The following is a 26691-nucleotide window of genomic DNA, read 5'->3' on the forward strand; positions in this document are numbered from 1 at the left end:
TTTTTGATTCTGACTCCCTACACTGGTTTTTGAAGGCGCACGCAGGCGCCTCGCTGATAACCAGAGTTCAGGAGACGAAAGTGAGCAAGCAGATATTGATGGAGGATGTTCCGCTGCGCGGCTTCCACGTGCGCGTGGCGTTCAGCGGTACAGGCGGGCAGTTCAGCGACGGTTTTGTGCTGGGCATTATTGGAATCGCCGTGAGCATGGCTGCCGGCGCACTTCACCTGAACGCAGTCTGGATGGGGGCGCTCGGTGCGGCGTCGCTTGCCGGCCTCTTTTTCGGAAGCATGTTTGCGGGTCCTGTGGCGGATCGTTATGGCCGACGCACCATCTTCGCCTTCGACATGCTGCTTTTTGCCGTGATATCCGCAGCGCAATATTTTGTGACGGCGCCGACCCAACTGCTGGTGTTGCGCGTACTGCTTGGGCTCATTCTCGGCGCCGACTACGTCGTGAGCAAGTCGCTCGTCACGGAGTTTGCTCCACGCCGCTATCGTGGCCGTCTCCTGAGTGTGCTCGCCGCGGCCTGGGCGGCAGGTTACGTTTGTGCGTATCTCGCAGGCTTCGCCATTCGCGATATCGGCCCCGACGCATGGCGGATCATGCTGGCCGCCAGTGGGCTGCCGGCACTGCTGATCCTGCCGTTCCGTCTCGGCGTACCCGAGTCTCCCATGTGGCTGATGAAACGCGGCCGCAAGGACGAGGCACTGGAAATCATCCGTGCAAAGTTCGGACCGGAGACCATGCTGCCTGCATCGACGGCCGTGCCCCAGCAACGTCGTGGTGTGTGGTCAGAACTGTTCTCGGCCCGTTGGAGAAAGAACACCCTGGTCGGCTGTGTGTTCTACACGTGCCAGGTCATTCCTTACTTTGCGCTCGGCACGTTTTCTCCAAAGGTACTGCAAGCCTTGCAGGTCAAGGACGGCTTTGTCGGCGCCCTCGTTTATAACGTACTGCTCTTCGCCGGAGCAATCTTTGGACTGCTGATCGCCGACAGGCTCTCGCGTCGCGCATTTCTCGTTGGCAGCTTCTATCTGGCCGCAATCGGACTGGCGGTGCTCACCTACGCCGGATTCGGGCCGCTCGGCACAATACTCGCATTTGGCATTTTCGCCTGCATCCTTTCTGCCGCTGCGAACCTCGAGTTCGTCTATCCGCCGGAGCTTTTCCCGACCCACCTGCGCGCGTCCGGTGTAGGGCTGGCCGTCGCCTCCAGCCGCTTCGGTTCTGCGATCAGCACGTTTCTTCTGCCTGTGGCTGTGCAACAGGTCGGCATCCACGCCGCGCTCGGTGTGTGCGTGGCCGTCCTGGTGTTCGGTGGCGTGTTCTGTCACTGGTTCGCACCGGAAACCGGCAAGGAGAGTCTTTCGGATATGAGCTCGGGTCACGGCAGCAATGAACCGGCGGTGGACGACGGCCAGAACGTGAGCCTGCGCACAGCGGCGCATCGCAACGGAAACCCGGGCGTCTGACGTTCCGACGCGCGTTGGCGCACGCCTGGCAACGTCTGCTGACCGAAACTAAGGGAGAGCGGATCGTGTCGTCCAACAAGCCAATTGATATGTACGCGGTACAGGTCTTCGTCGCGGTGGCGGAAGAGGGCAGCATGTCTGGGGCAGCCGCACGCATGGGCATTTCCCAATCCGGTGTCTCGCAGATCATCCGCCAACTCGAAGACGAACTGGGGGTTGTGCTGGTCAATCGCACGACCCGTCCCCTCGCGTTGACGCCGTACGGCATCGCATTGAGGAACCGCGGCACGGTACTCAGTGAGGAGATCGCCAACCTGAAGGCTCAGGTTGTCGAAGCGGGGCGAGGCATCAAGCCTGATCTTCGCATTGGACTTGTCGACTCGTTCGCTTCCACCTGCGGCTCGGCTTTTACGAAGCGGTTGTTGGGAAAGGTGTCGCAACTGTCCATCCGTACGGGATTGAGCCCGCAGCAAGGCGAGGCGCTGCTGCGGCGCGATCTGGATCTCATCGTCACGAGTGACGCGTTGATAGACGCCAATGACGTCGTCCGGTTCCGGCTCTTCTCCGAGCAATACCTGGTCATCACGCCCCGGGATTTTCGCAGGTCGATCCGAACCGTGGAGGACATCCGGGCGTTGTCCAATGCATTGCCGATCGTGCGCTTTAACCGGAAATCACAGGTGGGCATGCAGATTGAGCGTTATTTGCGGCGCATCGAAGTGCGTGCACCGAACCGGCTCGAACTCGATACCGCCGATGCGCTCACGTCGATGGTGGCAGAGGGTATCGGATGGGCAGTGACCTCGCCGATGTGCCTGCTCCAGGGGGCGGCTTATGCCGGCCAGGTGGCCACCCACGTGGTCGACAGGCTGGGGCTTGAACGGTCGCTGTACCTGGTAGCGCGTCGGGATGAATACAGCGCCTTTTTCGAAGATGCATGTGATACGGCATCCGAAGTTATCGAAACATCATTCCTGCCGAGAGTGAGGAAAGCACTCGGCGAGGAAATTAAAAGACTCATTGCTGTGGGAAACAGGAACTCAAATGAACAGTCAAGCCAAAGCTGAAACGCGTACGGAACGCGACTACGTCGGCGAAGTTGATATTCCCGTCGAAAAATTATACGGCGTCAACTCGGTAAGGGGCGTCGACAATCTGACGATTTCGCTGCTCAGCATTGCGCACTATCCTGCGTTTGCGGTGGCCTTCGCGCAGTGCAAATGGGCGGCGGCGCTCGCGAACCGCGACAACGAGGTGATCACGCTGGAACAATGTGATGCAATCAGCCGGGCGTGTCAGGAAATCATCGAAGGCAAGCTCGGCGACTCCCTGATCGTTGATCTGCTCGAAGGCTCGGGTGGAACCTCGACGAACATGAACTTCAACGAGGTGATCGCGAATCGGGCGCAACAGATTTTGGGGCATACGCCAGGTTCGTACGACGTGATCCATCCCAACGACCATGTCAACCGCTCGCAGTCCACGAATGACGTGTATCCGGCCGCGCTGAAAATTGCGACCTACGCGATGCTTGGACCGCTCAGTGCGGAAGTAGAAAAACTGGCTGAGAAGTTCGAAGGTAAGGCTCTCGAGTTTGCCGACGTCCTTCACCTCGGCCGAACGTGTCTCCAGGATGCGCAGCCGATGCGCCTCGGCCAGCTTTTCAGCGGTTATGCGTCGCTTGCGCGACGTCTGGCGGAAGAGTTGGCGGCGGTGCGCGACAAGCTGCGGACACTGCCGCTAGGTGGTACGGCAATCGGTACGGGCTTCGGTGCGCCCGCTGGATATCGATCCGCGGTCTACCGGCACCTCTCGGATATCGCGGGTGTCGACTATGTCGCGCCGGCAAACCCGTTCGACGCGATGCAGAACATGGACGTGTTCTCGCGCGTTTCGGGGGAGCTTCGGACCTGTGCGGCGTCCATTGCGAAAATTGCATCGGACCTTACGGTGCTGTCCTCGGGTCCAGTGGGCGGAATTGGGGAGTTGCGCCTGCCGGAGGCGCAGGCCGGCTCCTCGATCATGCCGGGCAAGGTGAACCCCGTGCTGCCAATGGCCATGATCCAGCTGAGCTTTGCGGTTATCGGAAATGATGTCGCGGTGGCTCAGGCCGTGCAGTATGGCGAGCTGGAAATCAATCACTTCGAGCCTGTCGTGGCGTCGCGCGTGTTTGACAGCATCATGCTGCTGACCAACGGCATCCAGCGGTTCACGCAGAAGTGCGTTGCCGGCATTACCGCAGACGTTGCGTGCAACGAACGACACCTGATGGACTCGATGGCTGTGGCGACGGCGCTCGTGCCGAAACTTGGCTATGCTCGAGTGAGCAAGCTGGCGAGGCAGTCGGTGGCGGAAGGTCGGCCGCTGGTGGAGATTCTCGACGAATCTGGCTTTCTGTCGCGCGATGACACCCTGTCGGCGATCGACGTGGCGTCGTACCCGGTTTTTGAGCCGCGTTGATTGACCCCTGGCCGGCCGCGCAAGATCACGGACGGCCTTTGCAACATTGTGGAGCGAGTGGGAAATGATAGGAAGGGACGAACTGCTCACGCTGCTCGAGGAGCAAGAGGTGCCGTTTGAGTGTGAGGACCATGAGCAGGTGCTCAACATGGCGGAATCCGGCGCGCTCAAGCTTTCGCTCGATGGTGCGCGCTGCAAGAATCTTCTGCTCCAGGACAAGCAGGGCGGTTTATACCTCGTCGTCACGACCGCGCATAAATCGCTGGACGTGTCCGCGGTCGCGAAGACGCTGAACAGCAAACGTCTCTCGTTCGCTTCGGCCGATCGCCTTTTCGATCTGCTTGGGGTTCGGCCCGGTTCGTTGAGCCCACTCGCTTTGGTCAATGACCGCGCTCATGACGTTCGCCTCGTCATCGACGATGACCTGGCGCACGAACGGGTCTTTTTGTTTCATCCGCTCGATAGCACAGCGACAATCGCGTTGTCGAGACAAGATCTCGAAGATTTTATGAAGCACATTGGTCACGCTCCGTCGTGGCACGCCCTCGAAGCGAGACAGGCAGCTTGAAGCGTCAACTCACGCTGGCAATTATCGGGATGTCGGGAAGTCCAAATCGAGTAAAGCTCGCCATTCCGGACCAATGGCCGATTTCAGCGGTGAACCGTCCCCTGAATTATAGGGCGCTTGAAGAGGCTGCCTGTGAACGCCCACATTTTCGCGGATTAGCGATCGGATAACGTCCGCAAGCGAGTTTTTCGGATCAGGGCAGCCAGTTCACGGCGAACGTGTTCACTGAGGCCGTGCTGGTCCGAGACATCCGGCTGTCGACGGATGGCAAGGGAAGCTGGCGCGACAACGTGTTCGTCGAACGGGGGTGGCGCAGCATCAAGTACCGGCGAGCCGCCGGGCCGCGAGGCCTATCCCGGCGATATCTTCTATCTGCACGCGCGGCTGCTGGAGCGCGCGGCGAAGCTGAGCCCCGCGCTGGGCGGCGGTTCGCTGACCGCGCTGCCCATCGCCGAGACCGACGCGGGCAATCTCTCGGCCTACATCCCCACGAATCTGATATCGATCACCGACGGCCAGATCGTGATGGATGCCGCGCTGTTCGCATCCAACCAGCGGCCGGCGGTCAACGTGGGGCTGAGCGTGAGCCGCGTGGGCGGCAAGGCGCAGACGGCCGCGCTGCGCCAGGTGGCCGGGCCCCTGCGGCTTGACTATGCGCAGTTCCTCGAATTGGAGATATTCACGCGCTTCGGCGGCCTCACGGATGCGCGCGTGAGCGCGCAGATCGCGCGCGGCGAGCGGATTCGCGCCCTGCTCGCGCAGCCGCGCCTCAGCGCGCTGGGCACCGGCGACCAGGTGGCGCTGCTCGCCGCGCTCGCCGAAGGCGCGTTCGACGCGGTGCCAGCGAGCGTGGCCGCGCAGATTCGCGATCGCCTCGCGCAGCGGTATGCACAGCAATCGACAGTTCATTCGGATACCGAAATATCACAGAACCTGGACCAGCTTCGCGAGTGGGTGCGCGAGCGGACTTCCGATACGGCGGTGGGCGGCGCGTCTGCCAGGGGGCACGAATGAGCGGCAAGCTCGGCGAAATCGAGAGCTGGATCGCGGCGACGCATCAACTCGATGCCGTGATCGCGGCGATGCGCGGCATTGCGGCCTCGCGCTCGCACGAGGCGCGCGAGCGGCTGGCCGGCATCCGCGCGGCGGCGGCGACGGCGGCGACGGCGACGGCGAGGGCGGCAATCGGTGAAGTGCTTGCGTTCGCGACCGAAGGCGCGGCCGGCGGTCCAGCGGCCGGCACGCCGGCCGTGCGCGACAGCGCGGGGGGAGGCGACGTGTGCATCGTCGTCGGCACGGAGCAGGGCTTCGTCGGGGCGCTCAACGACGAGTTGGTGGAGTACGCGCTGCGTCAGGACGGCGGTGCGCATGCGTACCGCTGGCTGCTCGTCGGTTCGCGGCTCGCGAGCGCCGCCGCCTCGCGCGGCCTGAGCGCTGTCTGGTCCGCACCGATGGCGGTGCATCCCGACGCCATTCCGCAACTGGCGGTCCGCATTACCGATGCGCTCTACGCGCGGCTCGCGCCCGGCCAGCGCGTCGCCCGGATTTCGGTGGTGAGTGCGCAGCCCGGCGAGTCACGCTTGCAGATCGCGCAGCGCATCCTCATTCCCTTCGATTTCACGCGCTTCCGGGTATCCCCGCGCGCGCAGCCACCGCTTGTCAACGTCGCGCCGGCGCGGCTGCTGTCCGGTCTCGTCGACTTTTATGTGTTCGTGCAATTGTGTGAAGCGCTGATGCTCTCGTTCGCGGCTGAAAACGAAGCGCGCGTGCGCGCGATGCTCGCGGCGCGCACCCACGTGCAGCAGCGCCTGAATGATCTCACGCAGCACTATCGGGCAGTGCGCCAGGAGGAGATTACCTCGGAGATCGTCGAGCTGAGCGCCGGCGGCGAGCCTGCCCGTCGCGCCGTGGATTGATCGGCATCAGCCGAGCGGTCCCCGCGATGTTCGAACTGGCGCGGGATCTCGCACTCGACGCCTCGGGCATCAAGGTCGGTGTGAAAGATCGCATCGTCACGTTGTCGGGATGGGCGCCCGACTATGCGCAGAAGCTGGCAACCGAGCGCGCCGCCGAGCGCGTGGCCGGTTGCCGCGCGATCGCGCTTGGAACTGTCGAACGACCCGCCGCCGGACCCCGACCATCCCGACGCCTATCTAGCCACCGCGATCATGGGCGCCTTGCGTTGGCAGACGAGTTTGAGCCCGAACCGGGGTGCGCGTGGAGGTCGAACATCGCTGCGTGACCCTCATCGGCGAAGTGGACCTGTGTTATCAGCACAACGCCGCGGAGAGCGTCGTGAGCCGCATGCGCGGCCTGGTGGGCGTGGCTAACCGGCTGAGCGTGCGCCATAGCGATGCGGCGCTCCACGGCGCTCAGCATATCAGCGCGGCGCTGGCGCGCCCTGCGCAACGCGAGTTCGCGGGCATCCACATCGACGAGCACGACGGCGTGATGACGCTCATCGATACTGTCGCCTCGCTGCATGAGAGGCTTGCGGCCTGCGGCGCCGTCTGGTTCACGCGCGGCGTGCGCGCCGTCGTGGACCGGCCGGTTGTGTAGTGAAGAGGAATGCAGATGGAATCGCGTATCCGGAACACATCGCTAGCGTCGAAGTTGATGCCGGCCAGCGCTGCTGCCGCGCTGATCGAAGGCCGTGCCGCTCGAACTGGCGCATCTGATCGATAAGGCGCACGCGCGCGGCGAGCGTTTTGCGATTCCGTGCTCACGGGCGCGTCCGCCGCGCCGGAACTCGATTGAGTACATGAACATCCATCTCGGCTAGGTAGCGCAGCACGCGTAGTTCGATTTTTTTGCCGCCATGGCCACGGCACGGAGAACCCTCTGTGCGCCTTGCCTGGTGACATGAATTTAACATAATTCTATTTTCGACATTCCATTTGTAGTCCATATTATATCGGGGTGCCGTGAGGCACGGGCTTGCGTTCGTACCGGATTTCGAGCACGGAAAGGAGATTGCCTGCCAAAAATTGCGCCAGCACCACCATCACCAGGACCACACATCGCCCTCGGATGGTTCCTGTGAAGAGCGGGGGGAACTCTTCCCAATGATGCGAAAGACGCGGGCCACGCACGCAGGTGAGGCATGCGTCGAGCGGATGATGAATACCCGCCGATCGCGTTTGCCATTCCCCGGAAACACGATGAAGCCGCGGAATTCCAATGTCAATGGTCCGACGGCTTCAGGCCCGCACCGCATGAGCATGGCGCGGTCCCTTCAACGAACGCGCCCAATGCAAGCGCATTCTCCCCGTCCCATCACGATGCGTGAGCGACACCGTACTGCGACGACAGATAGCGCCGGATGTCGTCAGGTGCATTGATGAAGCGCATTCCGTTGTGTTCAAGCACATCTACGGACGTGTCCTTTACCGCCTGGCCGCTACCAATCACGATCACGGGTGCCGACTGGTTGGTTTCGCCGATCAGTTCGACGATTGCCTTGCGCGGACGCGGGGCATCGATGTATTCGACGTCGACGTTGTTGCGCAGTTGCGGGAAAAAGCTCAGCAGCCCCTCGACGGCAACCGAGTCGCCGCAGTAGAGGGGACCTTCTTCACCGCTAAAGAATCCAGGACGCAGAATGAACAGTTTGTCTTTCATGATTGTCTCGCTGTGGTTGGAAATTCAGAGTTGAGGTTCTACGTACGTCGATTCACGATTCCATCGGCACGAGGGTCGCGGCTCTCAGTCGCGAGAAACCGGCTTCGAGGTCGGCGATCATGTCGTCGGGATGTTCGAGGCCCGCGTGGATCCGCAGCAGTGGGCCGTCCCACGGCCATTGTTTCGCCGTGCGGTAGCTCCCCGGGCTGGAGCGCAGAATGAGACTTTCGAAGCCGCCCCAGCTATAGCCCATGCCGAAGCAGGACATACCGTCGAGCAACGCGCGCATCGCCTCCTCGGATTGCGGGTGCAACACAACCCCAAACAGACCACTCGCGCCTGTGAAGTCGCGTTGCCACAATGCGTGTCCCGGTGAACCAGGCCGAGCCGGATAAAGAATTTCTGCTACTTCCGCCTGCTGCGCGAACCAGTCCGTCAACGCATGCGCATTACGCTGGTGCCGCTCGAGCCGAACCGCGAGTGTTCGCAAGCCGCGCAGCGCGAGATAGGAATCGTCGCCGCTCACCGTCATGCCTAATTGCCGATAAAAACGGTTGATCTTCGGATATAGCGACTCCGTCGTGAGGATCACGCCCATCAGCAGATCGGAGTGCCCCGAGATGTACTTCGTTGCGGCATGAATCGATACGTCGACGCCATGCTCGAACGAGCGGAAATAGAGCGGCGTGGCCCACGTGTTATCCATCAGCACGATTGCACCGTGACGATGCGCGATCCGGCTGATCGCCGGGATGTCCTGCACTTCGAACGTCAGCGATCCGGGCGACTCGACGAAAACTGCGCGCGTGTTCGGCCGCATCAGCGCCGCGATGCCGGCGCCAATCGCTGGATCGTAGTAGGTCGTTTCGATGCCGAGGCGCATGAGCGTTTCGTTGCAGAACGTGCGCGTCGGGTCGTAGACGGAATCGGTCATCAGCAGATGATCGCCGGGATTCAGCACGGCGAGCAGCGAGGTCGTGATCGCACTGAGTCCGCTTGGTGTGAGCATCGCATGTTGCGCGCCTTCGAGTCGCGCGAGCGCGTTTTCGAGCGCGCGCGTGGTCGGGCTGCCGCCGCGCCCGTACGCGTTTGGCGTGCCGCTCGCGGTCCTCAGCGCTTCGAGATTTTCAAACAGCAGCGTCGATTGACGATAAACCGGCGGATTCACCGGCGCGCCGAGCTGGTCGTGCTTGCGGCCCTCGTGGGCCAGAACGGTGTCGGTCGAATGCATTGCGTTCAAGGTGTGGTCCTCTCTATCGTCGGTTCAATCGGGGTGTATCGAGCACCGCCGCGATATCACTACCTGTGCTGTGCGTGAAGACATATTAATTTCGCGGACGCGAAAAATGTTTTTAAAGAATCGCGCCGATCCCGCTAAGATTGGGAAAAGTTTCTAACCCGGAGGAGATATGGATAAACGTGATGCGCAGATACTCAAACTGCTTCAGGCGGATGCCACAATCGGACTGAATGAACTGGCCAAGGCGGTCAATCTTTCGCCGACGCCGTGCTGGAGGCGCCTGCAGAAGCTGCGCGACGATGGGGTGATCTGCCGGCAGGTCGTGCTTTGTGATCCTAACAAGCTAAATCTTGGACTTACGGCATTCGTGACAGTGCGCTCGAACCAGCACGGTGATGCGTGGACAACGAGATTCATCGCCGCCGTGCGGGCGATCCCGGAGATCATCGAGATCCATCGGATGAGCGGCGATGTCGACTACCTGCTCAAGGTCGTCGTGCCGGATATCGCCGGCTACGACAGCGTCTACAAGCGGTTGATCAAAAGTGTCGAACTGATGGACGTGAGCTCGGCGTTCGCGATGGAGGTGATCAAGCGAACAACAGCGCTTCCACTCGATTACGTGGTGAGTGAATAACGAAAACGCGCGACCTGCCGACAATTCAATTGTCGGCAGATCGCGCGTTTATTGGCATTGCATGCCTGGTCTATGATGCTCCGAAGTGGCTCAGTCGCTGCGAAACGCCTCGCGATAAGCGAACAGCGCGGGTACGCCGCCGGTGTGTACGAAGAGCACCGGCCCCTTTCCGTCGAACCGACCGCAGGCGATTCCATCGAGCAGGCCGGCCATCGCCTTGCCCGTGTAGACGGGATCGAGCAGCAATCCTTCGGTCCGCGCGAGCAGGCGAATTGCGTCGAGTCCGGCGGTATTGGGCTCACCGTAACGTGGTGCAAAGTAAGCGTCCCATAGATCGACGCGCATCGCCGGATCCGGTTCGAGTTCGAGCAGCTCGCTTGTCTGGTCGACGAGGCCTTGTACCTTCGGACGCTGCGCTGCCGAAGTGCGCGACACCGTCACGCCAATCACGGGCGTCGATGGCATCTCATGAGCAAACGCGAGCGCGAGACCTGCGTGCGTGCCCGCACTGCCGGACGCGAGCACGACGGCCGAAAATTCTAACCCCGCCGCGCGGATCTGCTGGTCGAGCTCGAGGCCCGCACGCACATAGCCAAGCGCGCCAAGCGCATTCGATCCGCCGACCGGAATCACATACGGCCGTCGCCCTTCGTCCCGAAGTTGCTGCGCGACGGTCTCGAGCTGCCGGTCTGCGTCGTCCAGATTGGCGACCTCATGGACCCTCACACGGAACAGATCGAGGAGCAAGCGGTTGGCGTTGCGCAGATAATCGTCGCGCGTAGTGCTGATCGGATTCTCCAGCAGCGCGACGCAGCCGAGTCCCAGTTGTGCCGCGAGCGCCGCGGTTTGCCGAACATGATTCGACTGGAGTGCGCCCGCAGTCACGAGCACGTCGGCGTTCTGGCGTATCGCGTGTGCACCGAGATACTCGAGCTTGCGCAGCTTGTTGCCGCCCATGGCGAGCGAAGTGAAATCGTCGCGCTTCACGTAGATGTCGCGACCGACGTGCTCGGACAGTCTCGGCAGCCGCTGCAGCGGAGTTGGTGCGTCGATGAGATTCAGGCGCGCAACGTTATTCAGTCTTGTGGTAAGCGTTGTCGTTGTCATGCGGATGGCACAGGTGTCGGGTTTGAAGGCGCCACCGCCGGTTAGAGGGCGGTGCGCTGCGGCTCAGTGGAGGATCTTGTCGAGGAAATCGCGTGCACGCTCGGAACGCGGCGTATGAAAAAATGCGTCGCTCGTTGTGTCTTCGACGATCACGCCACGATCCATGAACAGCACGCGATGCGCAACTTTGCGTGCGAAACCCATCTCGTGTGTGACGCAGACCATGGTCATCCCGTCGCGCGCGAGCTCGACCATGACATCGAGGACTTCGTTAATCATCTCCGGATCGAGTGCTGACGTCGGCTCGTCGAACAGCATCGCGATCGGGTTCATCGAGAGCGCACGGGCAATCGCAACGCGCTGTTGCTGCCCGCCGGACAACTGCCCGGGAAACTTCTGGGCGTGCGCTTTGAGCCCGACGCGATCGAGAAGACGCAGCCCGATGTCACGCGCCTCGTCCATGGGCCGGTGCAGCACTTTCGTCTGGGCCAGTGTCAGGTTGGCCAGCACGGTCAGGTGAGGAAACAGCTCGAAGTGCTGGAACACCATGCCGACGCGCGAACGCAGTTGTGCGAGCTTCACCGTTGGATCGTCTAGCCGGGCACCGTTCACCGTGATGCAGCCTTTCTGGAACGGTTCGAGACCGTTGATCGTTTTGATCAAGGTAGATTTTCCGGATCCGGACGGGCCGCAGACGACGACCACTTCGCCTTTCGTGACCGCTGCGCTGCAGTCGGTGAGAACCTGATGCTTGCCGTACCACTTCGAGACGTTGTCAAGGGTAATCATGTTCGGATTGTTCGTGAAAGAGGAACGCAGCCGTCCACGGTCCGGACGGCCGGCGGGTGCTCAGTGCGTCGACGGCAGCGCGCAGCGCGTTTCAATGCGGCCCTGGAGCCACGCGAGCAACGTGCTGAGCACCCAGTAGATCGCGGCGGCCGCAAGATACAGCGGAAGCGGCTGGAAGGTGGAGGCGATGACTTCTTGAGCCGAGCGCAGCAGCTCGGTGACGGTGATGACGGAAACGAGTGACGTATCCTTGACCAGACTGATAAGCGTGTTCGAAAGGCTCGGCACTGCGAGACGCAGCGCTTGTGGACAGACGACGTAGCGCAGCGTCTGTATGTGCGTGAGACCCAGGCTGTGCGATGCGGCCCACTGGCCGCGGCCGATACCCAGGATCGCGCCGCGCATGCTCTCAGACAGGTACGCGCCGGCGTTCAGCGTCAGCGTGAGAATGCCGGCTGAGGTTGGATCGAGCGAGATACCGACGTCGGGCAGCCCGTAATACACAACGAACATCTGCACGAGGAGCGGCGTACCGCGCATCAGGCTGACATAGCCTTGCGCGATCGAGGACAGGAACCGGTTGTTGCCGATTCGTACGATCGCGACCAAAAGGCCGACGATCAGTCCCAGCACCATCGATGCGACTGCGAATTTCATTGTGAGCACGGCGCCCGTTGCGAGGACGGGAAGGGTGTGCACGACCAGATCAAATGCGTCCATGAACTCGACTCCAGATCATTGTCGGGCGCGCCGGCGATGCGATCCATGCCGGTGCGCGCGTATCGTTGCTTGATTGGGAGGGTTAGTGGGAGTTCGGGGCCGCCGAGACGTCGGCACCAAACCATTGCATCGAGATCTTCCTGAGCGTGCCGTCCTCGCGCATCGAGGCGAGCGCGCCGTCGATCGCTTTCTCGAACTTCGGATTGCCCTTGCGGAAAGGGATGCCCATCTTCGTGTCGGCGCCCGGAATCACACCGCTCGCACGCAGCGGCAGATGCGTGGTCTTGATCAGGTAAGGAACCATCAGGCGATCGTTCACTGCGGCATCGAGCCTGCCGGTCGCAAGGTCGCGCAGAATTTCGGACTCGCCGGGATAAATCTGCGCGTTGATCGCGGGCACCGTTTTCACAAGCTCCGCATAGTTGCTGCCGAGCACGACGCCCATCTTGAGGTTCTTCAGGTCGTTCAGCGACTTGAACGCGCGAGTATCGTTCTCGCGCTGCAGCAGTTGCGCGGCCGAGTACACGTAGGGCTGGCTGAAGTCGAGCGCCTGCTGCCGCGCTGGCGTGATCGCTACCTGGTTGACGATTACGTCGAACTTGCCAGCCTGAAGGCCGGCGAGAATACCGCTCCATTCGGTCGTGACGAACTGTGGCTTGACTCCGAGCCGCGCGGCGACGGCCTTCGCAACGTCGACGTCGAATCCTTCGAGCTGCCCGTCGCTGTTACGGTAATCGAACGGAGGGTAGGTGCCTTCGAGCGCGACCTTCAGCACGCCGGCCTGCTTGACCGTGTCGAGCAGGTCAGCCGCATGCACGGATGCGCTCGTGACGCCGAGCAGAGCGGCGACTAGTGCTGACGTGAACAGCGGTTTGAACGACTTCATCTTTGTCTCCGTTGGTAACAATAAAAGTGGATGTTTTCTTTTAGATTTGAAGGGCGATTGAAGCGCGCGAAGCGCAGTTTTCGCACATGGATCGGGGTGCACCGGTCACGGTTACGAATGCGGCTCGACTGATGGCAAGCTTAGTGTTGTCAGAATGGAAAGTGTTTCCAAAAGCGTGCGCACATCAATCGATTCCTGGAAAATTTTTCTAGTTCTGACCCAGGTTGCGCAACCGGCCTGCTATCGGTGCGACCGCGGTGTGGTGCGGGCCTACCCGCGTGCGCCGCGGTTGCTCCAACACCGGTAGCGAGCCCGCGTGCTATGCATGAGGCGCGCTTTTTGCGATCAGGCCGGGCGCTATCGCGAAGCTGAACGGAATGGTCAGCGCGACGGGCGACAGCGTACGGTCGAGTTCGGTCACCATCGGTAAAGAGGCAACGATGCCGTCTAGCGGTGCGTGTGTTGGGAGGTCGCGGCATTCGTGATGAACCACTTGCGGCCGTTGATCACGTAGTCGCCGCCGTCACGCTCGATGCGAGTCGTAATGTTTGTCGCGTCCGACGACGGCCCGCCCGGCTCCATCATCGCGAACGCCGAGCAGATCTCGCCGTGCAGCAGCGGCAGCGGCCACTGCTCGCGCTGCTCGGGCGTTGCGAACATGTGGAGCAGTTCAGTGTTGCCCGTCGGTTCTTACGGCTACAGCGGCACGAATTCGCAAACGATGGTCAACATCGGTCTGCGTCACCACTTCTGATAACGGACGGGCACGCGTGTCGGCGAGATCGTGCCAACGACGCGTGCCGCTTATGAACGCGCGGCGGCATGTGGAAGCCGCGCAACGTCGGAGGTCTAGAGTCCGACTTTCTTCAGCAGGGCCGCGGCGGCCGCTTGCCGATGTTGTGTGACGCAAGCGGGCCGTCGCCTGCAATGAGCTTGCGATCGATGTGGCAACTGCCGTCGATGCCCTTGTTCAACACTTTCACGCCGAGCTTCAGGAGGCTCTCGCCGACGAGCCAGGGCAGCGGTCCCGGCATGTAGCCGATCGCGAGATTCGCGCCCTTGTCGAGCGAATCGGGGAACACGAAAATCGCGTAACCGTTGAACATGTAGGTGGCCGGAACTTCGTCGATAGCAGCGGAAAGCAGGCAGGACGGACCGTGGCACAACCTGACGATGTACTTGTCATGATCCATCGCCCACTTGAGCACCTGCTTGACCTCGCCCGCGAGCACACCATGGCCGCCCGGCACGAACACCGCGATATGTTGCAGGTTCGATATTATCGTCGGCGCGACGGGATGGTGTATCGCGCTAGCGACGCCAGTTCCGTCCATGTAATTTGCATGACTAATTATAAAAAGCTTTCGCGATCGGTAAGAGCCTCGAGATACGAACAGTTATCTTTATGGCTGCGATTCGCGGAGCGCCGAGGAAAAATTGGGGCGGCCGCGAATTCCAGGGAGGAGCCTCGGCTGCTCCATCGATCCCACCGTGCTGGCCGCGCCACGCAGCGGGCGTTAATGCGGGCTGTACGTTGACTTTCGAGCCAGTTCGAGATCTCTTCAGGAAATGTCCCGATATGGCGCTACTAGCGCCGATCGCCGTCGCAATGTCGTGTAATCCGATAGGGCGGAGTCCGATCGAGGGAAGCCCGCACGAAGACTGGGTACGCGCATCTTCGGCATCGTGCGCGCATTGTTCGGCAAATGCGGCCACTCCATTCGGCGGCGGGCTCTTTTTCGCGCTGCGCGCACCCTCTACATTGTCGTTGAGCACCGACGCAAGCCGCAGCGGGGCAAGCGGACGGTTCAACCCCATTTTGGAGATTTGTCATGGCCAGGCTCGAAGGGAAAGTCGCGCTCGTTACGGGCGCATCGAAGGGAATTGGCGCGGCGATCGCCACTGCGCTCGCGAAAGAGGGCGCGGCGGTCGTGGTGACGTATGCGAGCAGCAAGGCGGGCGCGTTGGCGGTCGTCGAGCGGATTCAGGAAGCGGGTGGCAAGGCGACGGCCGTGGGCGGCGACGTCTCGCAGCCCGCCGACGCCGCGAAACTCGTGCAAACGGCCATCGACTCGTTCGGCCGGCTCGATGTCGTCGTGAACAATTCGGGCGTGTACGCGTTTTCGCCGGTTGAGGACATTACCGTCGAGGAATTCCATCGGCAGTTCAACACGAACGTGCTCGGCCCGCTGCTCGTCACGCAAGCGGCCGTGAAGCACCTTGGCGAAGGCGCGAGCGTCATCAATATCAGTTCGGGCGTCACGCGCATCACGCCGCCCGCTAGCGCGATTTACACCGGCACCAAGGGTGCGCTCGACGCTATCACGAACGTATTGGCGCTGGAACTCGCCTCGCGCAAGATCCGCGTGAATTCGATCAACCCCGGATACGTGGAAACGGAAGGCACGCATAGCGCGGGCATCACCGGCTCAGACATGGCTTCGGATTTCATTGCGAAGACGCCGCTTGGCCGCGCCGGCCAACCGGAAGATATCGCCGACGTCGCGGTGTTCCTCGCCTCCGACGAAGCGCGCTGGCTGACCGGGGAGCATGTGCTGGCCGCAGGCGGTTTCCGCTGATCGTCAACGCGTGGGCAACGAACGCATTGCATGAATGGCAATCACGCGCCGCTGGCGTTCGCGCGGGCTGCCTTTCTCGCTTTGTTCCTACGCATGAAGAAAAATGACGTACGTGCAGCCGCACGTACTTCGAGAACCTCCACTATAGTCGCGAGAATGCCTGCACTAATCGACTTCGATTCCATGTCTCCACTCCTGGCCATGTATTCGGTTGGCGATTAGTTCGTCGAGTGCGTCACGAGTCGCATTCCCGGTGACGGATGGACAGCGACGGCGCGCATTTCCCGAAAGTCGAAAAAGGACCCCAAGGCGGTTTTCGCGAGCATGGTGGAGTGCCCGTCGAAAAAGGACGCCGAGCGCGTCGCAATCGAGTGGGCGCGCGAGTGGCTAATGACGCGGAGCGACCAAGTCGAATTAGCACTTGAGCACGTCCGCGCCACATAGTCGCCAAACGCTTTCAGGTGCGGTGCGTGACCTCAACCTGGCTATGATGGTGGTTTCGCCACTTGGAGCCACCCGTGTGCACCAACTATGCCGCCGCGCGCCGCGACCAGCTCTTCAAGCACTTCGGGATCGAGCCACCCGACAGTCCATGGCGCGAAGAGGTCTACAAGGACTATCCCGCGCCGATCATCCGGCGCGTGAATGGGTCCCAGCGGGCAGACGTGGCGACGTTCGGCATCGTGCCGCGCAAGCACATCCCAGAAGGCGTGAGGCCCTTCGATACGATGAACGCTCGCACTGAGACCGTGGGCGAGAAGCGCAGCTTCAGCGGGGCATGGAAAAAGCAGCAGCGCTGCCTGATCCCGGCTGAGGCGTTCTACGAGCCGAATTACGAGAGCGGTAAGGCGGTGCGGTGGCGCATCGGCATGGCCGACGGTGCGCCGTTTGCGATTGCCGGTCTGTGGCGCGAATGGAGTGAGCCAGAAGGGGCGGCGCTGTCGTTCACGATGCTGACGGTCAACTCGGATGAGCATCCGCTGATGAACCGCTTTCACAAACCCGGAGACGAGAAGCGCTCGGTGGTGATCCTGCCGCCGGCGGAGTATGAGAACTGGCTCGCATGCCATTCGATGGACGAGGCGCGCTCGTTCCTGAACCTCTTCCCCGCGGCACAGATGCATGCCGAAGTGTTCCCGGCACCGCCGCGCGCCGCGAAGGCGAAAGCCTCGGTGGCCTAGCGCGTCCGATCGAGCGATTTCGACATCCCAAGCCCGCCACCTGGCGGGCTTTTTTCGGGGCGCGCGCCGGCCGCGATGCGCCCAAAACAAAAAAGGCCCCGTTAAAACGGAGCCACTTTCGGATGTGCAAAGGTACAACTGCGATTCTAAGGTACAGCGCCATGAGCGTGAATCGCTCAAAGCCTTATGTATCGGCTGGCCGAGAGAGGGGGAGTAAGCGGCTCGCCAGGGCCGGTCCCCGATTCGCGCGCGCGTGGCGCATGATGTGAGAGCGTGGGGAGGTCCGGGTAGATCTCGTGAGATCGTTCCATGATCGCGGACACGATCTATCTGGATCTACCCGGTCAAACGTTGGGCGTGGGTGGAGCGGCCGGCTTCAGTTTGTCAGCCACGTTCCAGGGAAGCAGTTCGTCGATGCGGTTGACCTTGTGGTCCGCAATATGAGTGAGCACGTATTCGAGGTAGGCACGTGGGTTGATTTCGTTGAGTTTGCATGTACCGATGAGACTGTACATCGCCGCGGCGCGCTCACCGCCGCTATCGGCGCCAACGAACAGATAATTTTTCCTGCCCAACGCTACACAACGCAGGGCATTTTCTGCAAGAACATTGCTGATCTCGGCGCGTCCGTCCTCGCAGTAGAACGTGAGCGCCGCCCAGTGGTTCAGCGAAATCGCTCGACGTGGTCAGCCTCATGGTAGCGGGCTAGGCAAAACACGCTGGGTTGTTGAGCGGACCATCTCGTGGCTTCACAACTTCCGCCGACTGCGCATCCGCTTCGAACAGCTCGCTTCTATCCACGAGGCTTTCCTCAGAATCGCCTGCTGCATCATATGCTGGAGACACCTGCAAAAGTCATTCTGTTAACACCTCTAAGGCCGCTCTGGAGCGGACAGCGCGCACTTACTTGATAAGTCCCTTCTGTCTTCGATAGACGTCGGTAGGCAGGCCGCCCCATCCCCAGTTTTCCGTTGGCACTTCTTCGATGACGACGAACGTCGCCTCCAGCGGTTTGTTCAGGACGTCGAGCAGGAGCTGGCTCACGCCCTTGATGAGCAGGGCCTTTTCTTCCGCCGTGACGGAATCCGTGCCGGGCCGCGTGCCCTCGCGTGTAACCTGAATTGTGACGATCGGCATTTTGCTTTCCTTAATGGTGGTCGTGGCAGGGAGTGCCGGCGAGCGGCGCTCCCCCTCGGCCCGGTGGTGCCACGTGGCGCGCAGTGCACCTTAGTGGCCGGCGACCTGGCCGCCGTCGACGTGGAGGATTTCGCCCGTCACGAAGGGCGCCGAGTCGAGATAGAGGATGGCGTTCACGATGTCGCTAATCTCGCCCATATGCCCCATCGGATGCAGCGCGCCGAGCGCGGCGTGAGTTTCGGGCGCGTGCATCGGCGACTTGATGATGCCCGGCGAGACCGCGTTGGCGCGAATACCGCGCTTCGCATATTCGATCGCCAGCGAGCGCGTTGCAGCGGCGAGACCGCCCTTGCTCAGCGAGGCCAGCACTGAAGGGACGCCGTCGATCGCGTGATCGACGAGCGTCGTCGTGATCGTGACGACGTGGCCGCTCTCGTGCTTTTCCATCTCTGCAATGGCGAGCTGCGTGATATGGAAGAAACCGTCGAGGTTGGTGCCCTTGATCGCCGCGTAGTCTTCCGCGGTGTATTGCGTGAACGGCTTCGCGATGAAAATGCCCGCGTTGTTGATCAGCGTATCGACGCGGCCAAAGCGAGAGACGGCCGTTTCGATGACGCGGCGCGCCGTGGCCGGGTCGGCGATATCGCCAGCCACTGCGACGAGATCGCTATCGTCAGTCTGTTTGATGTTGCGCGATGTCGCGACCACCTTGTGGCCGAGTGCGCGGAATGCCTTGGCGGTTTCGGCACCAATGCCTTGCGATGCGCCGGTGATCACGATGACTTTGGGGGCTTGACTCATATGAACCTCGAAGTAAGTTGGACTCTGTTTCTGATCGGGCTTGCTGCTCCGATGACGATCAATTTACGCATCCACGCCGCCCGTTTGAATACAGGACGCGGACAAACAGTTGTGAGTCGCAGGAACAAATGAGAGCAAGCGGCGGGCGACGGCGCACGGCGGAAAAGGTTATGCGAATGGTGTTTGAGACGATTTGGATAACTGAGTAATTTTGGCAGGCATTACCGCGTGATCCCTCACACGCGGTTGTCTGCGAAGCTCAGGAGGCTTGCATGCGCGGATCGTGGTCGAATTCAAGCCTGATCCCCCCTGGCTCGTACACCATGGTATGGCGTTTCGGCCCCGGCCCGAGGTTTTCCGGGGCAAATTCGATTTGCACGCCGGGCCAGGCGGACACGCGCGAAAAGATATCGTTGAGTGCTTCTTCGCTGACTACCCGTAAGGCAAGATGATGCAGGCCCACATGGGTCTTGCGGTCGAACTCGACCAGACGGCTCGGATCGGTCACTTGCCAGAGGGTCAACATGACGTGACCGTCCGAAACGAACGCCGCCGGATAACTGGGTCTTTCGCCAACCTGTTTCCAGCCCAGGCAATTCACGAAGAAGTCACGCGTGACATTCAGGTCGCGCACAGTCAGTCCGACATGATCGATGCCCAGTGTAAGCGGTTTGTCAGTCATGCTTCGATTCTCCTGAGTAAAGAGTGCGTCGATCCTGCGTTCCACACTTCACGGATCAAAACGCTGCCGAAACAATATAGCTGTGAAGATCGGCGTCGATTATCCCTTGCCGGTCACATCACTTTTTACGCGGTGTATCGCGCCGCGCGCAGAAGGCGGTTGGGCGTTGCATCGGGGCGGGCGCCGACCCCTCTCATGTGATCTCGGAAACTTCCTTGCATACATCTGCAATGTCAGATATAGTAAAAATCAGATATCTAGAAGGGCAATCGATGAACGATCCCGTCAATGAAGATTTCGAGCGCACGCAGAAGCTGGTGTTCGTGCTCGGTCAGGCGCACCACCTGATGGCCACCGAACTCAGGGCAGGACTCAAGGACGCCGGTCTGAACCTGCAGGAGCGCGGCATTCTGCCGACGCTGGCCGGCGGGAGCGCCAAACCGCCTGCGGCGCTGGCGAAGCTGCTTGGCGTGCCCCCGGCCCGGATGACCCGCGTGCTGGACAAGCTCGAATCCAGCGGGTTCGTGGAGCGCGCGCAATGACACGGACCGGCGCCTCGTGGACGTTTCGTTGACGCGGGAGGGCCGCGCGGTCGCAGCCCGCAACGCAAACGTTGCCCATGGCGCCTGGAGCGAGCGGCTCTCGCACTTTTCGAAGTCCGACTTCGACGCGTTGAGCACGCTGCTTTCGAGACTGCTCCATGGCTAGGGGCTTTTTTTGCCCAATTATCAGACATGTCAGATAGCGGCCCGTGCTTGACGGGACATTCGCACCCAGACGAGGAGAACCTAACATGAATCCATCGACCAACCCAGGCGGGCCAGCCCAGCTGACTGGCGCGAAGTTCGCGCTCGGCACCTTCGCCGTGGCGCTCGCCACCTTTATGAACGTGCTGGATTCGTCGATTGCAAACGTCGCGATTCCCACGCTCTCCGGCAACCTCGGCGTATCGATCGACGAAGGCACGTGGGTCATTACGCTGTTTGCCGCCGCCAATGCGGTGTCCATTCCGTTGACCGGGTGGCTGACGCAGCGTGTGGGCCAGGTCAAGCTGTTCGTCTGGGCGATTCTGTTGTTCGTGCTTTCGTCGGCGGCCTGCGGTATGGCCCCGAACCTGCTGACGCTGCTCGTCGCCCGTATCGTTCAGGGCGCGGTGGCGGGGCCGCTGGTGCCGTTGTCGCAAGCCTTGCTGCTCGCCTCCTTCCCCAAGGAAAAGAGTTCGAATGCGCTGGCGCTGTGGGCGATGACCGCGACCGTCGGACCGATCGCGGGCCCGGCGCTCGGCGGCTGGATCACCGACAGCTACAGCTGGTCCTGGATCTTCTATATCAACGTGCCGGTCGGCCTCTTCGCCGCCGGCGTGATCTGGGCGATCTACCGCGACCGCGAGTCGGCGGCACGCAAGCTGCCCATCGACAAGGTCGGGCTGATCTCGCTCATCGCGTGGGTTGCCCCGCTGCAGATCATGCTCGACAAGGGCAAGGATCTCGACTGGTTCAGCTCGCCAGTCATCTGGGTGCTCACCATCGTCGCCGCGGTCAGCTTCGCGTTCTTCCTGATCTGGGAATTGACTGAGGAAAAGCCGATCGTCAACCTGCGGCTGTTCACCAAACGCAACTTCCTCGGCGGCACGATTGCGATTTCCGTCGCGTATGCGATCTTCTTTGCAAACCTCGTTATCCTGCCGCAGTGGATTCAGGGCTTTCTCGGCTACCGCGCGGTGGATGCGGGCCTCGTCACCGCGCCGCTGGGGATCTTCGCCGTGATCCTCGCCCCCGTAATGGGCAAGGTCATGCCGCGCTCCGACCTGCGGGTGCTCGCCACGCTGGCGTTCGTGGGCTTCGCCGCCGTGTTCTTCATGCGCTCGAACTATACGACCGGCGTGGATGCGTGGGCGCTGATTCTGCCGACGCTGCTGCAAGGCATTCCCACGGCGCTGTTCTTCACACCGCTCACCGGCATCATCTTGTCGGGTCTGCGGTCCGACGAGATTCCGGCTGCCGCGGGCCTATCCAACTTCGTGCGCATTTTCGCCGGCGCCGTGGGCACATCGCTTATGAGCAACGCCTGGAACGACCGCACGATCCTCCATCACGCCCGGCTTGCCGAGCAAACGAGCGTGGAGAATCCGGCTTTCACCGGAGCCATTGCGCACCTGCAGGCGACGCTGGGCGGCGGCATTCCCAAGGCCACGGCCTTTTACGCGAACTCGCTCAACGCACAAGCCACAATGCTGGGGTTGAACGACATCTTCTGGATATCGGCGGTGATCTTTGTCGTGATCATCCCGCTGATCTGGGTGACGAGGCCGCTCAAGGGCGCTGGCGCTGGCGCGGGCGCGGCAGGCGCTGGCGGACACTGAATTCTGCCGTTGAATCCGGTCCGGTGGGCAGACGAGCCCCGCCTGTTTCTTCTTGACAATATCTGATAATGCAGATACTGTGATGTTCAACACGGAGGATGTCTCGATGGACCATTACACAGCGAGAAATTTCATGCTCACGGAAAGTGTCGGTTTCAGGATCGTCAAGGCGCGCAATCTGGTCGTCGCGGAGATGGACGCGGCGCTCAGAGACCTCGATATCACGGGCCAGCAAATGGGCATTCTGCTTTCGTTGAAGCAGGGTGTGGCCACCACGCCGTTCGAACTGTCGAAACTGCTCGGCATCGATACGGGCCTCATGACGCGGATGCTGGACAAGCTGGAATCGAAAGGGCTGCTGGAGCGTTCCCGCGACGCAGACGACCGTCGTGTGGTCAATCTGAACCTCACTGCAAAGGGACTGGAAACGGCGGAGCAGATTCCGGAAGTTGCACCGCACGTGTTGAACGCACGCTTGCGCAAATTCACCAAGGCGGAGTTTGCCGAACTGAACCGCCTGCTTCGCAAGTTCACGGACGACTGAACGGTGCGGCCGTAGTGCCGCGCTTTTTTTCGCCCATTAATCTGATATGTCAGAAAATGAAATCGCAGACTTCTAAAGCAAGCATCGGTGCCCGTACGCTGAAGCTGGGTGTATCGGCGATCGCGTTGGCCACGCTGGCGGCTTGCGCCAACTACGCGGGCATCCACAGCGACAAGCAGATGGCCCAGCCGCAACAGTACGAGACGGCGCAGAGCCTGCCGCAAGAGCAGGGGCACTGGCCGTCCGCCGATTGGGTCGACCAGTTCGGCGACGCGCAGCTGAAGGCGCTGATTGCGGAAGCGCTGCAAGGCAGCCCTACGGTCGAGCAGGCCAAAGCGCGCGTCGCTCAGGCGCAGGCCTATAGCGAAACCGCAAAGGCAGGCACGCTGCCGCGCGTGGATGCGAGCTACACGCTCACACGCCAGCAGTACAGCAGCACTGCGCTGATTCCGCCGCCGTATGCCGGCTCGTGGCAGACCGAAAACAAGGGCCTGCTCACGGCTTCCTACGATCTCGACCTGTGGGGGAAGAATCGCGAGGCGCTGCGCGCGGCCGTTTCGGAGACAGCAGCGGCAGAAGCCGACGAGGAAGTGGTCAAGCTCACGCTGGATACCTCGATCGCGCGTAACTACAACCAGCTGGCGCGGCTCTACGCCTTGCGCGACATCGCGCAGGAAGAAGTCGCGCGCCGCGAGCAGATCGACCGCATCACGGCGGGCCGCATCGCAACGGGCCTCGACACGCAGGTGGAACGCAAGACCGCGCAGGCGAACCTGGCGACAAGCCGCTCGCGGGTGAGCGCGCTCGACGGCAGCATTCTCACGACGCGCTACCAGTTGGCCGCGCTGATGGGCAAGGGCCCCGACCGCGGACTCGCGATCACGCGCCCGACGCTCGGCGCGGGCGACGAGGTGCGTTTGCCGGACAACCTGCCCGCCGATCTCGTGAGCCGGCGCCCCGATATCGTCGCGGCGCGCTGGCGCGTGGACGCGATCACGCACGAGGTGAAGGAAGCCAAGGCCGAGTTCTATCCGGACATCAATCTGAGCGCCGCGATCGGTCTGGACGCGTTCGGCTTCGGCCGCTTCCTGAGCGCCGCGAGCCGCACCGCGTCGGTCGGCCCTGCGATCCATCTGCCGATCTTCGACGGCGGCGAGTTGCGTGCGCAGTTGAAGGGCCGCTACGCGGAGTTCGACTACGCGGTGGCCGCCTACGACCAGACGCTCATTGGCGCGTTGAGCGGCGTGGCCACGCAGCTCGCGCAGATCCATTCGAGCGATGCGCAGCTCGTGGATGCCCAAACCGCGCAGCAGGCAGCGCGCGACGCCGACCAGCTTGCGATCACGCAATACAAGGGCGGCCTGACCAATCAGCTCACGGTGCTCAACGCCGACGTCACGGCGCTGAACGCCGACGAAACCATCGCGAACCTGAAGATCGATCGCCGCGATCAGCAGATCGCTCTGGCATCCGCGCTGGGTGGCGGCTATGTCGACACTTCAGCCGATACGGTCCGCCCCGCGGGCGTTGCCGCCCAACCCAACCCTCAAGCCAATTCCGTCATTGCCGTCGCGCGTTGAACGGCATGGTTGCAACACGTCAGGAAAACTGAAATGAGCGAAACGACCACGACCGACTGCAAGCCGGCGGAGCGCCTCGACGAGAAGAAAGGCGGCGCGCAAGCTGCCCCGGCCAACAACGACCAGCAGGCCACGCCCCCGGGCCGCCGCAAGCGCCTGATCGCGCTGCTCGGCACCGTGACGTTGATGGCGGGCGTTGCCTATGGCGCGTACTACTTCACGGAAGGCCGCTTTAACGAAACCACCGATGACGCCTATGTGAGCGGCAACCTCGTGCAACTCACGCCGCAGGTCCCTGGCACGGTGGTGGCCGTCAACGCCGACGACACTCAGATCGTGAAGGCGGGTGACCCCGTCGTGACGCTCGATCCGGCCGACGCAAGAATCGCGCTGGCCGATGCCGAAGCATCGCTCGGGCAGACCGTGCGCCGGGTGAGCGGCCTCTATGTCAACAACGACTTCTATGCGGCGAACGTGGCGCAACGCGAATCGGACCTGGCTCGCGCCAACGACGATCTGCGCCGCCGCATGGCCGTCGCGGACTCGGGCGCCGTTTCCGCCGAAGACATTGCCCACGCGCGCGATGCCGTGCAGGCCGCACAGGCCGCGCTCGACGCCGCGCGTCAGCAAGGGGCGGCGAATCACGCGCTGACCGATCGCACGTCGGTCGAACAGCATCCGGACGTGCAGGCGGCCGCCTCGAAGGTGCGCGCGGCGTGGCTCGCGTATGCGCGCGATACCTTGCCCGCGCCGGTCACGGGTTATGTGGCGCAGCGCCAGGTGCAGGTTGGCGAGCGCGTGTCGCCCGGCACGCCGCTGATGGGGATCGTGCCGCTCGACGGCGTGTGGGTGGACGCGAACTTCAAGGAAGTGCAGCTCAAGCACATGCGCATTGGCCAGCCGGTGACGCTCACTGCCGATGTCTACGGCTCGAGCGTGAAGTATCACGGTCGTATCGAAGGCTTTTCGGCGGGCACTGGCAGCGCCTTCGCGACGCTGCCGGCGCAGAACGCCACGGGCAACTGGATCAAGATCGTGCAACGCCTGCCGGTGCGCATTGCGCTCGATCCACGCGAACTCGCGGCGCGTCCGTTGCGCATCGGTCTTTCGATGACAGTGGACGCCGATACGCACGACGAATCGGGCTCGCAGCTAGGCGCGGCGCAAAACACGCGCTATCGCACCGACGTCTTCGCGCAGTACGACGCGCAAGCCACCGGCAAGATCGAAAAGATCATCAAGCAAAACGAAATGGCTGCACCGGCGACTGCGTCACAACCTTCGCCGCAACGTGTGGCTTCGCACGAGCACAAGGCAATCGCGGGCTAAGGTTGTTTGGCAGCCCGGCTCAACGCTTCCGCATCGGCGGTAAGCGCTTTGGGTACCGCCTCGCGCAGGTAATCCATGAACGTCTTGATTTTGGCGTCGAGGTACTTTCGCGAGGCGTGCACCGCATAGGCGGTCAACCTCGGCAGACGATACTCCGGCAATACACGCACCAGCGCGCCGCTATCGAGCATGGCTAGCGCCGTCGACATCGGCAGCGCGCCAATCCCCACGCCTTCGCGAAGGGCGACACTGAGTGCATCGGGAAGATTGATCTCGACGGGCGCCTTCGGGAACGCCACCGTTTCGCGGCCGTTGGGGCCTTGCAGATGCCAGCGATCGCGCGGAAAAAATGTCGTGGCGAACTGCAGGCACGTGTGTGCTTCGAGGTCCTGCACCATGCATGGCACGCCGCGGGTATTCAGATAGGCGGGCGCCGCACACAGCACGTTATGGACTTCGCCCAGCCGGTGCGACACGAGCCGGGAATCTGGCAACTCCGTCGTACTTAATTGAAGCATCACGTCATAGCCGGCCTCGATGATGTCGGGCGCGTGCTGCGATAACGTCAATTCAATCGACACCGCGGGATACCGCTCACGATAGCGCACGAGCGCCGGGACCACATAGGCCTTACCGAAGCTCGGCGACGCATGAACACGCAGCCGCCCCGAAGGGGCGACATGTGCATTGGCCGCCTCTGCCTCGGCCTCGTCGACATACGCGAGAACCTGCTCGCATCGCTCCAGATAGCGCTGGCCCGCCTCGGTTAGCGCGAGCCGCCGCGTACTCCGATGCAGCAGGCGCGTGCGCAGCTGCGACTCGAGTTGCGAGATCGCCCGCGATGCATTGGCAGTTTGAATGTCCAGGCGCAGCGCCGCGCGCGTAAAGCTTCCTTCTTGCGCAATGCGGACGAATATCCGCATCTTGTCCAGCTTGTCCATTACGCGTATTCCCACGGATAGCTCTGCCTCGCACGCAATTACGCCGCAAACT

Annotated in this window: 27 protein-coding genes and 4 pseudogenes; 18 read left to right on the plus strand and 13 right to left on the minus strand. The window is 62.0% G+C overall.

Annotation, left to right across the window (positions count from 1 at the left end):
• Positions 1 to 80: 80 nt before the first annotated feature.
• The 8 genes and pseudogenes from P5W99_RS29090 (at position 81) to P5W99_RS29125 (ending at position 7062) form a co-directional block, all read left to right on the plus strand.
• Complete coding sequence (locus tag P5W99_RS29090; RefSeq protein WP_421027307.1) at positions 81 to 1475, plus strand: MFS transporter; 1395 nt, start codon at positions 81 to 83, stop codon at positions 1473 to 1475.
• 65 nt (positions 1476 to 1540) lie between these two features.
• Entirely contained in the window at positions 1541 to 2542 is a 1002-nt protein-coding gene (locus tag P5W99_RS29095; protein ID WP_421027308.1) for a LysR family transcriptional regulator, read from the plus strand.
• Positions 2496 to 3935: an aspartate ammonia-lyase gene (locus P5W99_RS29100; protein ID WP_434664622.1), complete on the plus strand. Its 1440-nt coding sequence runs from the start codon at positions 2496 to 2498 to the stop codon at positions 3933 to 3935. Before P5W99_RS29095 ends, P5W99_RS29100 begins: the two co-directional genes overlap by 47 nt.
• 64 nt (positions 3936 to 3999) lie before the next feature.
• Positions 4000 to 4503: a prolyl-tRNA synthetase associated domain-containing protein gene (locus tag P5W99_RS29105; protein ID WP_434664624.1), complete on the plus strand. Its 504-nt coding sequence runs from the start codon at positions 4000 to 4002 to the stop codon at positions 4501 to 4503.
• 324 nt (positions 4504 to 4827) lie between these two features.
• Positions 4828 to 5517: pseudogene (locus tag P5W99_RS29110) on the plus strand (F0F1 ATP synthase subunit alpha); the annotation flags it as partial.
• A complete protein-coding gene (locus P5W99_RS29115) occupies positions 5514 to 6419 on the plus strand; it encodes a F0F1 ATP synthase subunit gamma (protein ID WP_434664626.1) in 906 nt (301 codons plus the stop codon). The pseudogene P5W99_RS29110 and the gene P5W99_RS29115, both read left to right, overlap by 4 nt.
• Positions 6420 to 6445: 26 nt before the next feature.
• Complete coding sequence (locus tag P5W99_RS29120) at positions 6446 to 6745, plus strand: BON domain-containing protein (RefSeq protein WP_434664628.1); 300 nt, start codon at positions 6446 to 6448, stop codon at positions 6743 to 6745.
• Entirely contained in the window at positions 6742 to 7062 is a 321-nt protein-coding gene (locus tag P5W99_RS29125; RefSeq protein WP_434664630.1) for a hypothetical protein, read from the plus strand. Before P5W99_RS29120 ends, P5W99_RS29125 begins: the two co-directional genes overlap by 4 nt.
• A 717-nt stretch (positions 7063 to 7779) precedes the next feature.
• On the opposite strand, the gene P5W99_RS29130 is transcribed toward P5W99_RS29125, so the two are convergent.
• On the minus strand, positions 7780 to 8124 hold the full coding sequence (locus tag P5W99_RS29130) for a DUF3088 domain-containing protein (protein WP_421027315.1): 345 nt from the start codon (positions 8122 to 8124) through the stop codon (positions 7780 to 7782).
• Positions 8125 to 8176: 52 nt separating this feature from the next.
• Positions 8177 to 9364, minus strand: a complete 1188-nt coding sequence (metC, locus tag P5W99_RS29135) for a cystathionine beta-lyase (protein WP_434664631.1) — start codon at positions 9362 to 9364, stop codon at positions 8177 to 8179.
• A 169-nt stretch (positions 9365 to 9533) separates the two neighbouring features.
• Between metC and P5W99_RS29140 the strand changes: the two genes are divergently transcribed.
• Positions 9534 to 10001, plus strand: coding sequence for an Lrp/AsnC family transcriptional regulator (locus tag P5W99_RS29140; protein ID WP_421027317.1), 468 nt, complete (start codon positions 9534 to 9536; stop codon positions 9999 to 10001).
• A gap of 90 nt (positions 10002 to 10091) precedes the next feature.
• On the opposite strand, the gene P5W99_RS29145 is transcribed toward P5W99_RS29140, so the two are convergent.
• From P5W99_RS29145 to P5W99_RS29170, 6 genes and pseudogenes are all read right to left on the minus strand, one after another.
• Positions 10092 to 11108: a D-cysteine desulfhydrase gene (locus tag P5W99_RS29145; RefSeq protein ID WP_421027318.1), complete on the minus strand. Its 1017-nt coding sequence runs from the start codon at positions 11106 to 11108 to the stop codon at positions 10092 to 10094.
• 63 nt (positions 11109 to 11171) lie between these two features.
• Positions 11172 to 11897: an amino acid ABC transporter ATP-binding protein gene (locus P5W99_RS29150; RefSeq protein WP_421027319.1), complete on the minus strand. Its 726-nt coding sequence runs from the start codon at positions 11895 to 11897 to the stop codon at positions 11172 to 11174.
• A 60-nt stretch (positions 11898 to 11957) separates the two neighbouring features.
• Positions 11958 to 12617 (minus strand): amino acid ABC transporter permease, encoded by a 660-nt coding sequence (locus P5W99_RS29155; protein WP_421027320.1) that lies wholly within the window; start codon positions 12615 to 12617, stop codon positions 11958 to 11960.
• An 82-nt stretch (positions 12618 to 12699) separates the two neighbouring features.
• Positions 12700 to 13503: a transporter substrate-binding domain-containing protein gene (locus P5W99_RS29160; RefSeq protein ID WP_421027321.1), complete on the minus strand. Its 804-nt coding sequence runs from the start codon at positions 13501 to 13503 to the stop codon at positions 12700 to 12702.
• A gap of 471 nt (positions 13504 to 13974) precedes the next feature.
• Positions 13975 to 14187, minus strand: a pseudogene (locus P5W99_RS29165) (acyl-CoA dehydrogenase family protein); the annotation flags it as partial.
• Positions 14188 to 14369: 182 nt separating this feature from the next.
• Positions 14370 to 14837, minus strand: coding sequence for a hypothetical protein (locus P5W99_RS29170; protein ID WP_434664634.1), 468 nt, complete (start codon positions 14835 to 14837; stop codon positions 14370 to 14372).
• Positions 14838 to 15335: 498 nt separating this feature from the next.
• On the opposite strand from P5W99_RS29170, the gene P5W99_RS29175 reads away from it, so the two are divergent.
• Together P5W99_RS29175 and P5W99_RS29180 are read left to right on the plus strand one after the other, a co-directional pair.
• Positions 15336 to 16082: an SDR family NAD(P)-dependent oxidoreductase gene (locus P5W99_RS29175; RefSeq protein WP_421027323.1), complete on the plus strand. Its 747-nt coding sequence runs from the start codon at positions 15336 to 15338 to the stop codon at positions 16080 to 16082.
• Between the two features lie 518 nt (positions 16083 to 16600).
• On the plus strand, positions 16601 to 17263 hold the full coding sequence (locus P5W99_RS29180) for an SOS response-associated peptidase (RefSeq protein WP_434664636.1): 663 nt from the start codon (positions 16601 to 16603) through the stop codon (positions 17261 to 17263).
• A gap of 344 nt (positions 17264 to 17607) precedes the next feature.
• On the opposite strand, the pseudogene P5W99_RS29185 reads toward P5W99_RS29180, so the two are convergent.
• Positions 17608 to 17934 (minus strand): annotated as a pseudogene (locus tag P5W99_RS29185) (transposase domain-containing protein); the annotation flags it as partial.
• Position 17935: 1 nt separating this feature from the next.
• Between P5W99_RS29185 and P5W99_RS29190 the strand changes: the two are divergent.
• A pseudogene (locus P5W99_RS29190) lies at positions 17936 to 18130 on the plus strand (transposase); the annotation flags it as partial.
• Between the two features lie 36 nt (positions 18131 to 18166).
• Here the strand turns inward: P5W99_RS29190 and P5W99_RS29195 are convergent.
• From P5W99_RS29195 to P5W99_RS29205, 3 genes are all read right to left on the minus strand, one after another.
• Positions 18167 to 18400, minus strand: a complete 234-nt coding sequence (locus tag P5W99_RS29195; protein WP_368602461.1) for a tautomerase family protein — start codon at positions 18398 to 18400, stop codon at positions 18167 to 18169.
• A gap of 90 nt (positions 18401 to 18490) precedes the next feature.
• Positions 18491 to 19201 (minus strand): SDR family NAD(P)-dependent oxidoreductase, encoded by a 711-nt coding sequence (locus tag P5W99_RS29200; protein ID WP_421027325.1) that lies wholly within the window; start codon positions 19199 to 19201, stop codon positions 18491 to 18493.
• Positions 19202 to 19460: 259 nt separating this feature from the next.
• Positions 19461 to 19883 carry a VOC family protein gene (locus P5W99_RS29205; protein WP_421027326.1) on the minus strand — a complete coding sequence of 141 codons (423 nt, stop codon included), beginning with the start codon at positions 19881 to 19883 and terminating at the stop codon, positions 19461 to 19463.
• A 272-nt stretch (positions 19884 to 20155) separates the two neighbouring features.
• Between P5W99_RS29205 and P5W99_RS29210 the strand changes: the two genes are divergently transcribed.
• The 6 genes from P5W99_RS29210 (at position 20156) to P5W99_RS29235 (ending at position 25698) form a co-directional block, all read left to right on the plus strand.
• The gene (locus P5W99_RS29210; RefSeq protein WP_434664639.1) at positions 20156 to 20425 is read left to right on the plus strand and encodes a MarR family winged helix-turn-helix transcriptional regulator; all 270 of its coding nucleotides are present in this window, start codon (positions 20156 to 20158) and stop codon (positions 20423 to 20425) included.
• A 16-nt stretch (positions 20426 to 20441) separates the two neighbouring features.
• Positions 20442 to 20591 carry a hypothetical protein gene (locus tag P5W99_RS29215; protein ID WP_421027328.1) on the plus strand — a complete coding sequence of 50 codons (150 nt, stop codon included), beginning with the start codon at positions 20442 to 20444 and terminating at the stop codon, positions 20589 to 20591.
• Between the two features lie 85 nt (positions 20592 to 20676).
• On the plus strand, positions 20677 to 22245 hold the full coding sequence (locus P5W99_RS29220) for a DHA2 family efflux MFS transporter permease subunit (RefSeq protein WP_421027329.1): 1569 nt from the start codon (positions 20677 to 20679) through the stop codon (positions 22243 to 22245).
• A gap of 106 nt (positions 22246 to 22351) precedes the next feature.
• Positions 22352 to 22789: a MarR family winged helix-turn-helix transcriptional regulator gene (locus P5W99_RS29225; protein WP_421027330.1), complete on the plus strand. Its 438-nt coding sequence runs from the start codon at positions 22352 to 22354 to the stop codon at positions 22787 to 22789.
• 56 nt (positions 22790 to 22845) lie between these two features.
• Positions 22846 to 24369: an efflux transporter outer membrane subunit gene (locus P5W99_RS29230; protein WP_434664642.1), complete on the plus strand. Its 1524-nt coding sequence runs from the start codon at positions 22846 to 22848 to the stop codon at positions 24367 to 24369.
• A 33-nt stretch (positions 24370 to 24402) separates the two neighbouring features.
• Positions 24403 to 25698 (plus strand): HlyD family efflux transporter periplasmic adaptor subunit, encoded by a 1296-nt coding sequence (locus P5W99_RS29235; RefSeq protein ID WP_434664644.1) that lies wholly within the window; start codon positions 24403 to 24405, stop codon positions 25696 to 25698.
• Here the strand turns inward: P5W99_RS29235 and P5W99_RS29240 are convergent.
• A complete protein-coding gene (locus tag P5W99_RS29240; RefSeq protein WP_434664646.1) occupies positions 25695 to 26639 on the minus strand; it encodes a LysR family transcriptional regulator in 945 nt (314 codons plus the stop codon). The two genes, P5W99_RS29235 and P5W99_RS29240, sit on opposite strands and share 4 nt — an antisense overlap.
• Positions 26640 to 26691 lie beyond the last annotated feature (52 nt).

The sequence above is a fragment of the Paraburkholderia sp. A3BS-1L genome, assembly GCF_051125215.1.
Lineage (GTDB): Bacteria > Pseudomonadota > Gammaproteobacteria > Burkholderiales > Burkholderiaceae > Paraburkholderia.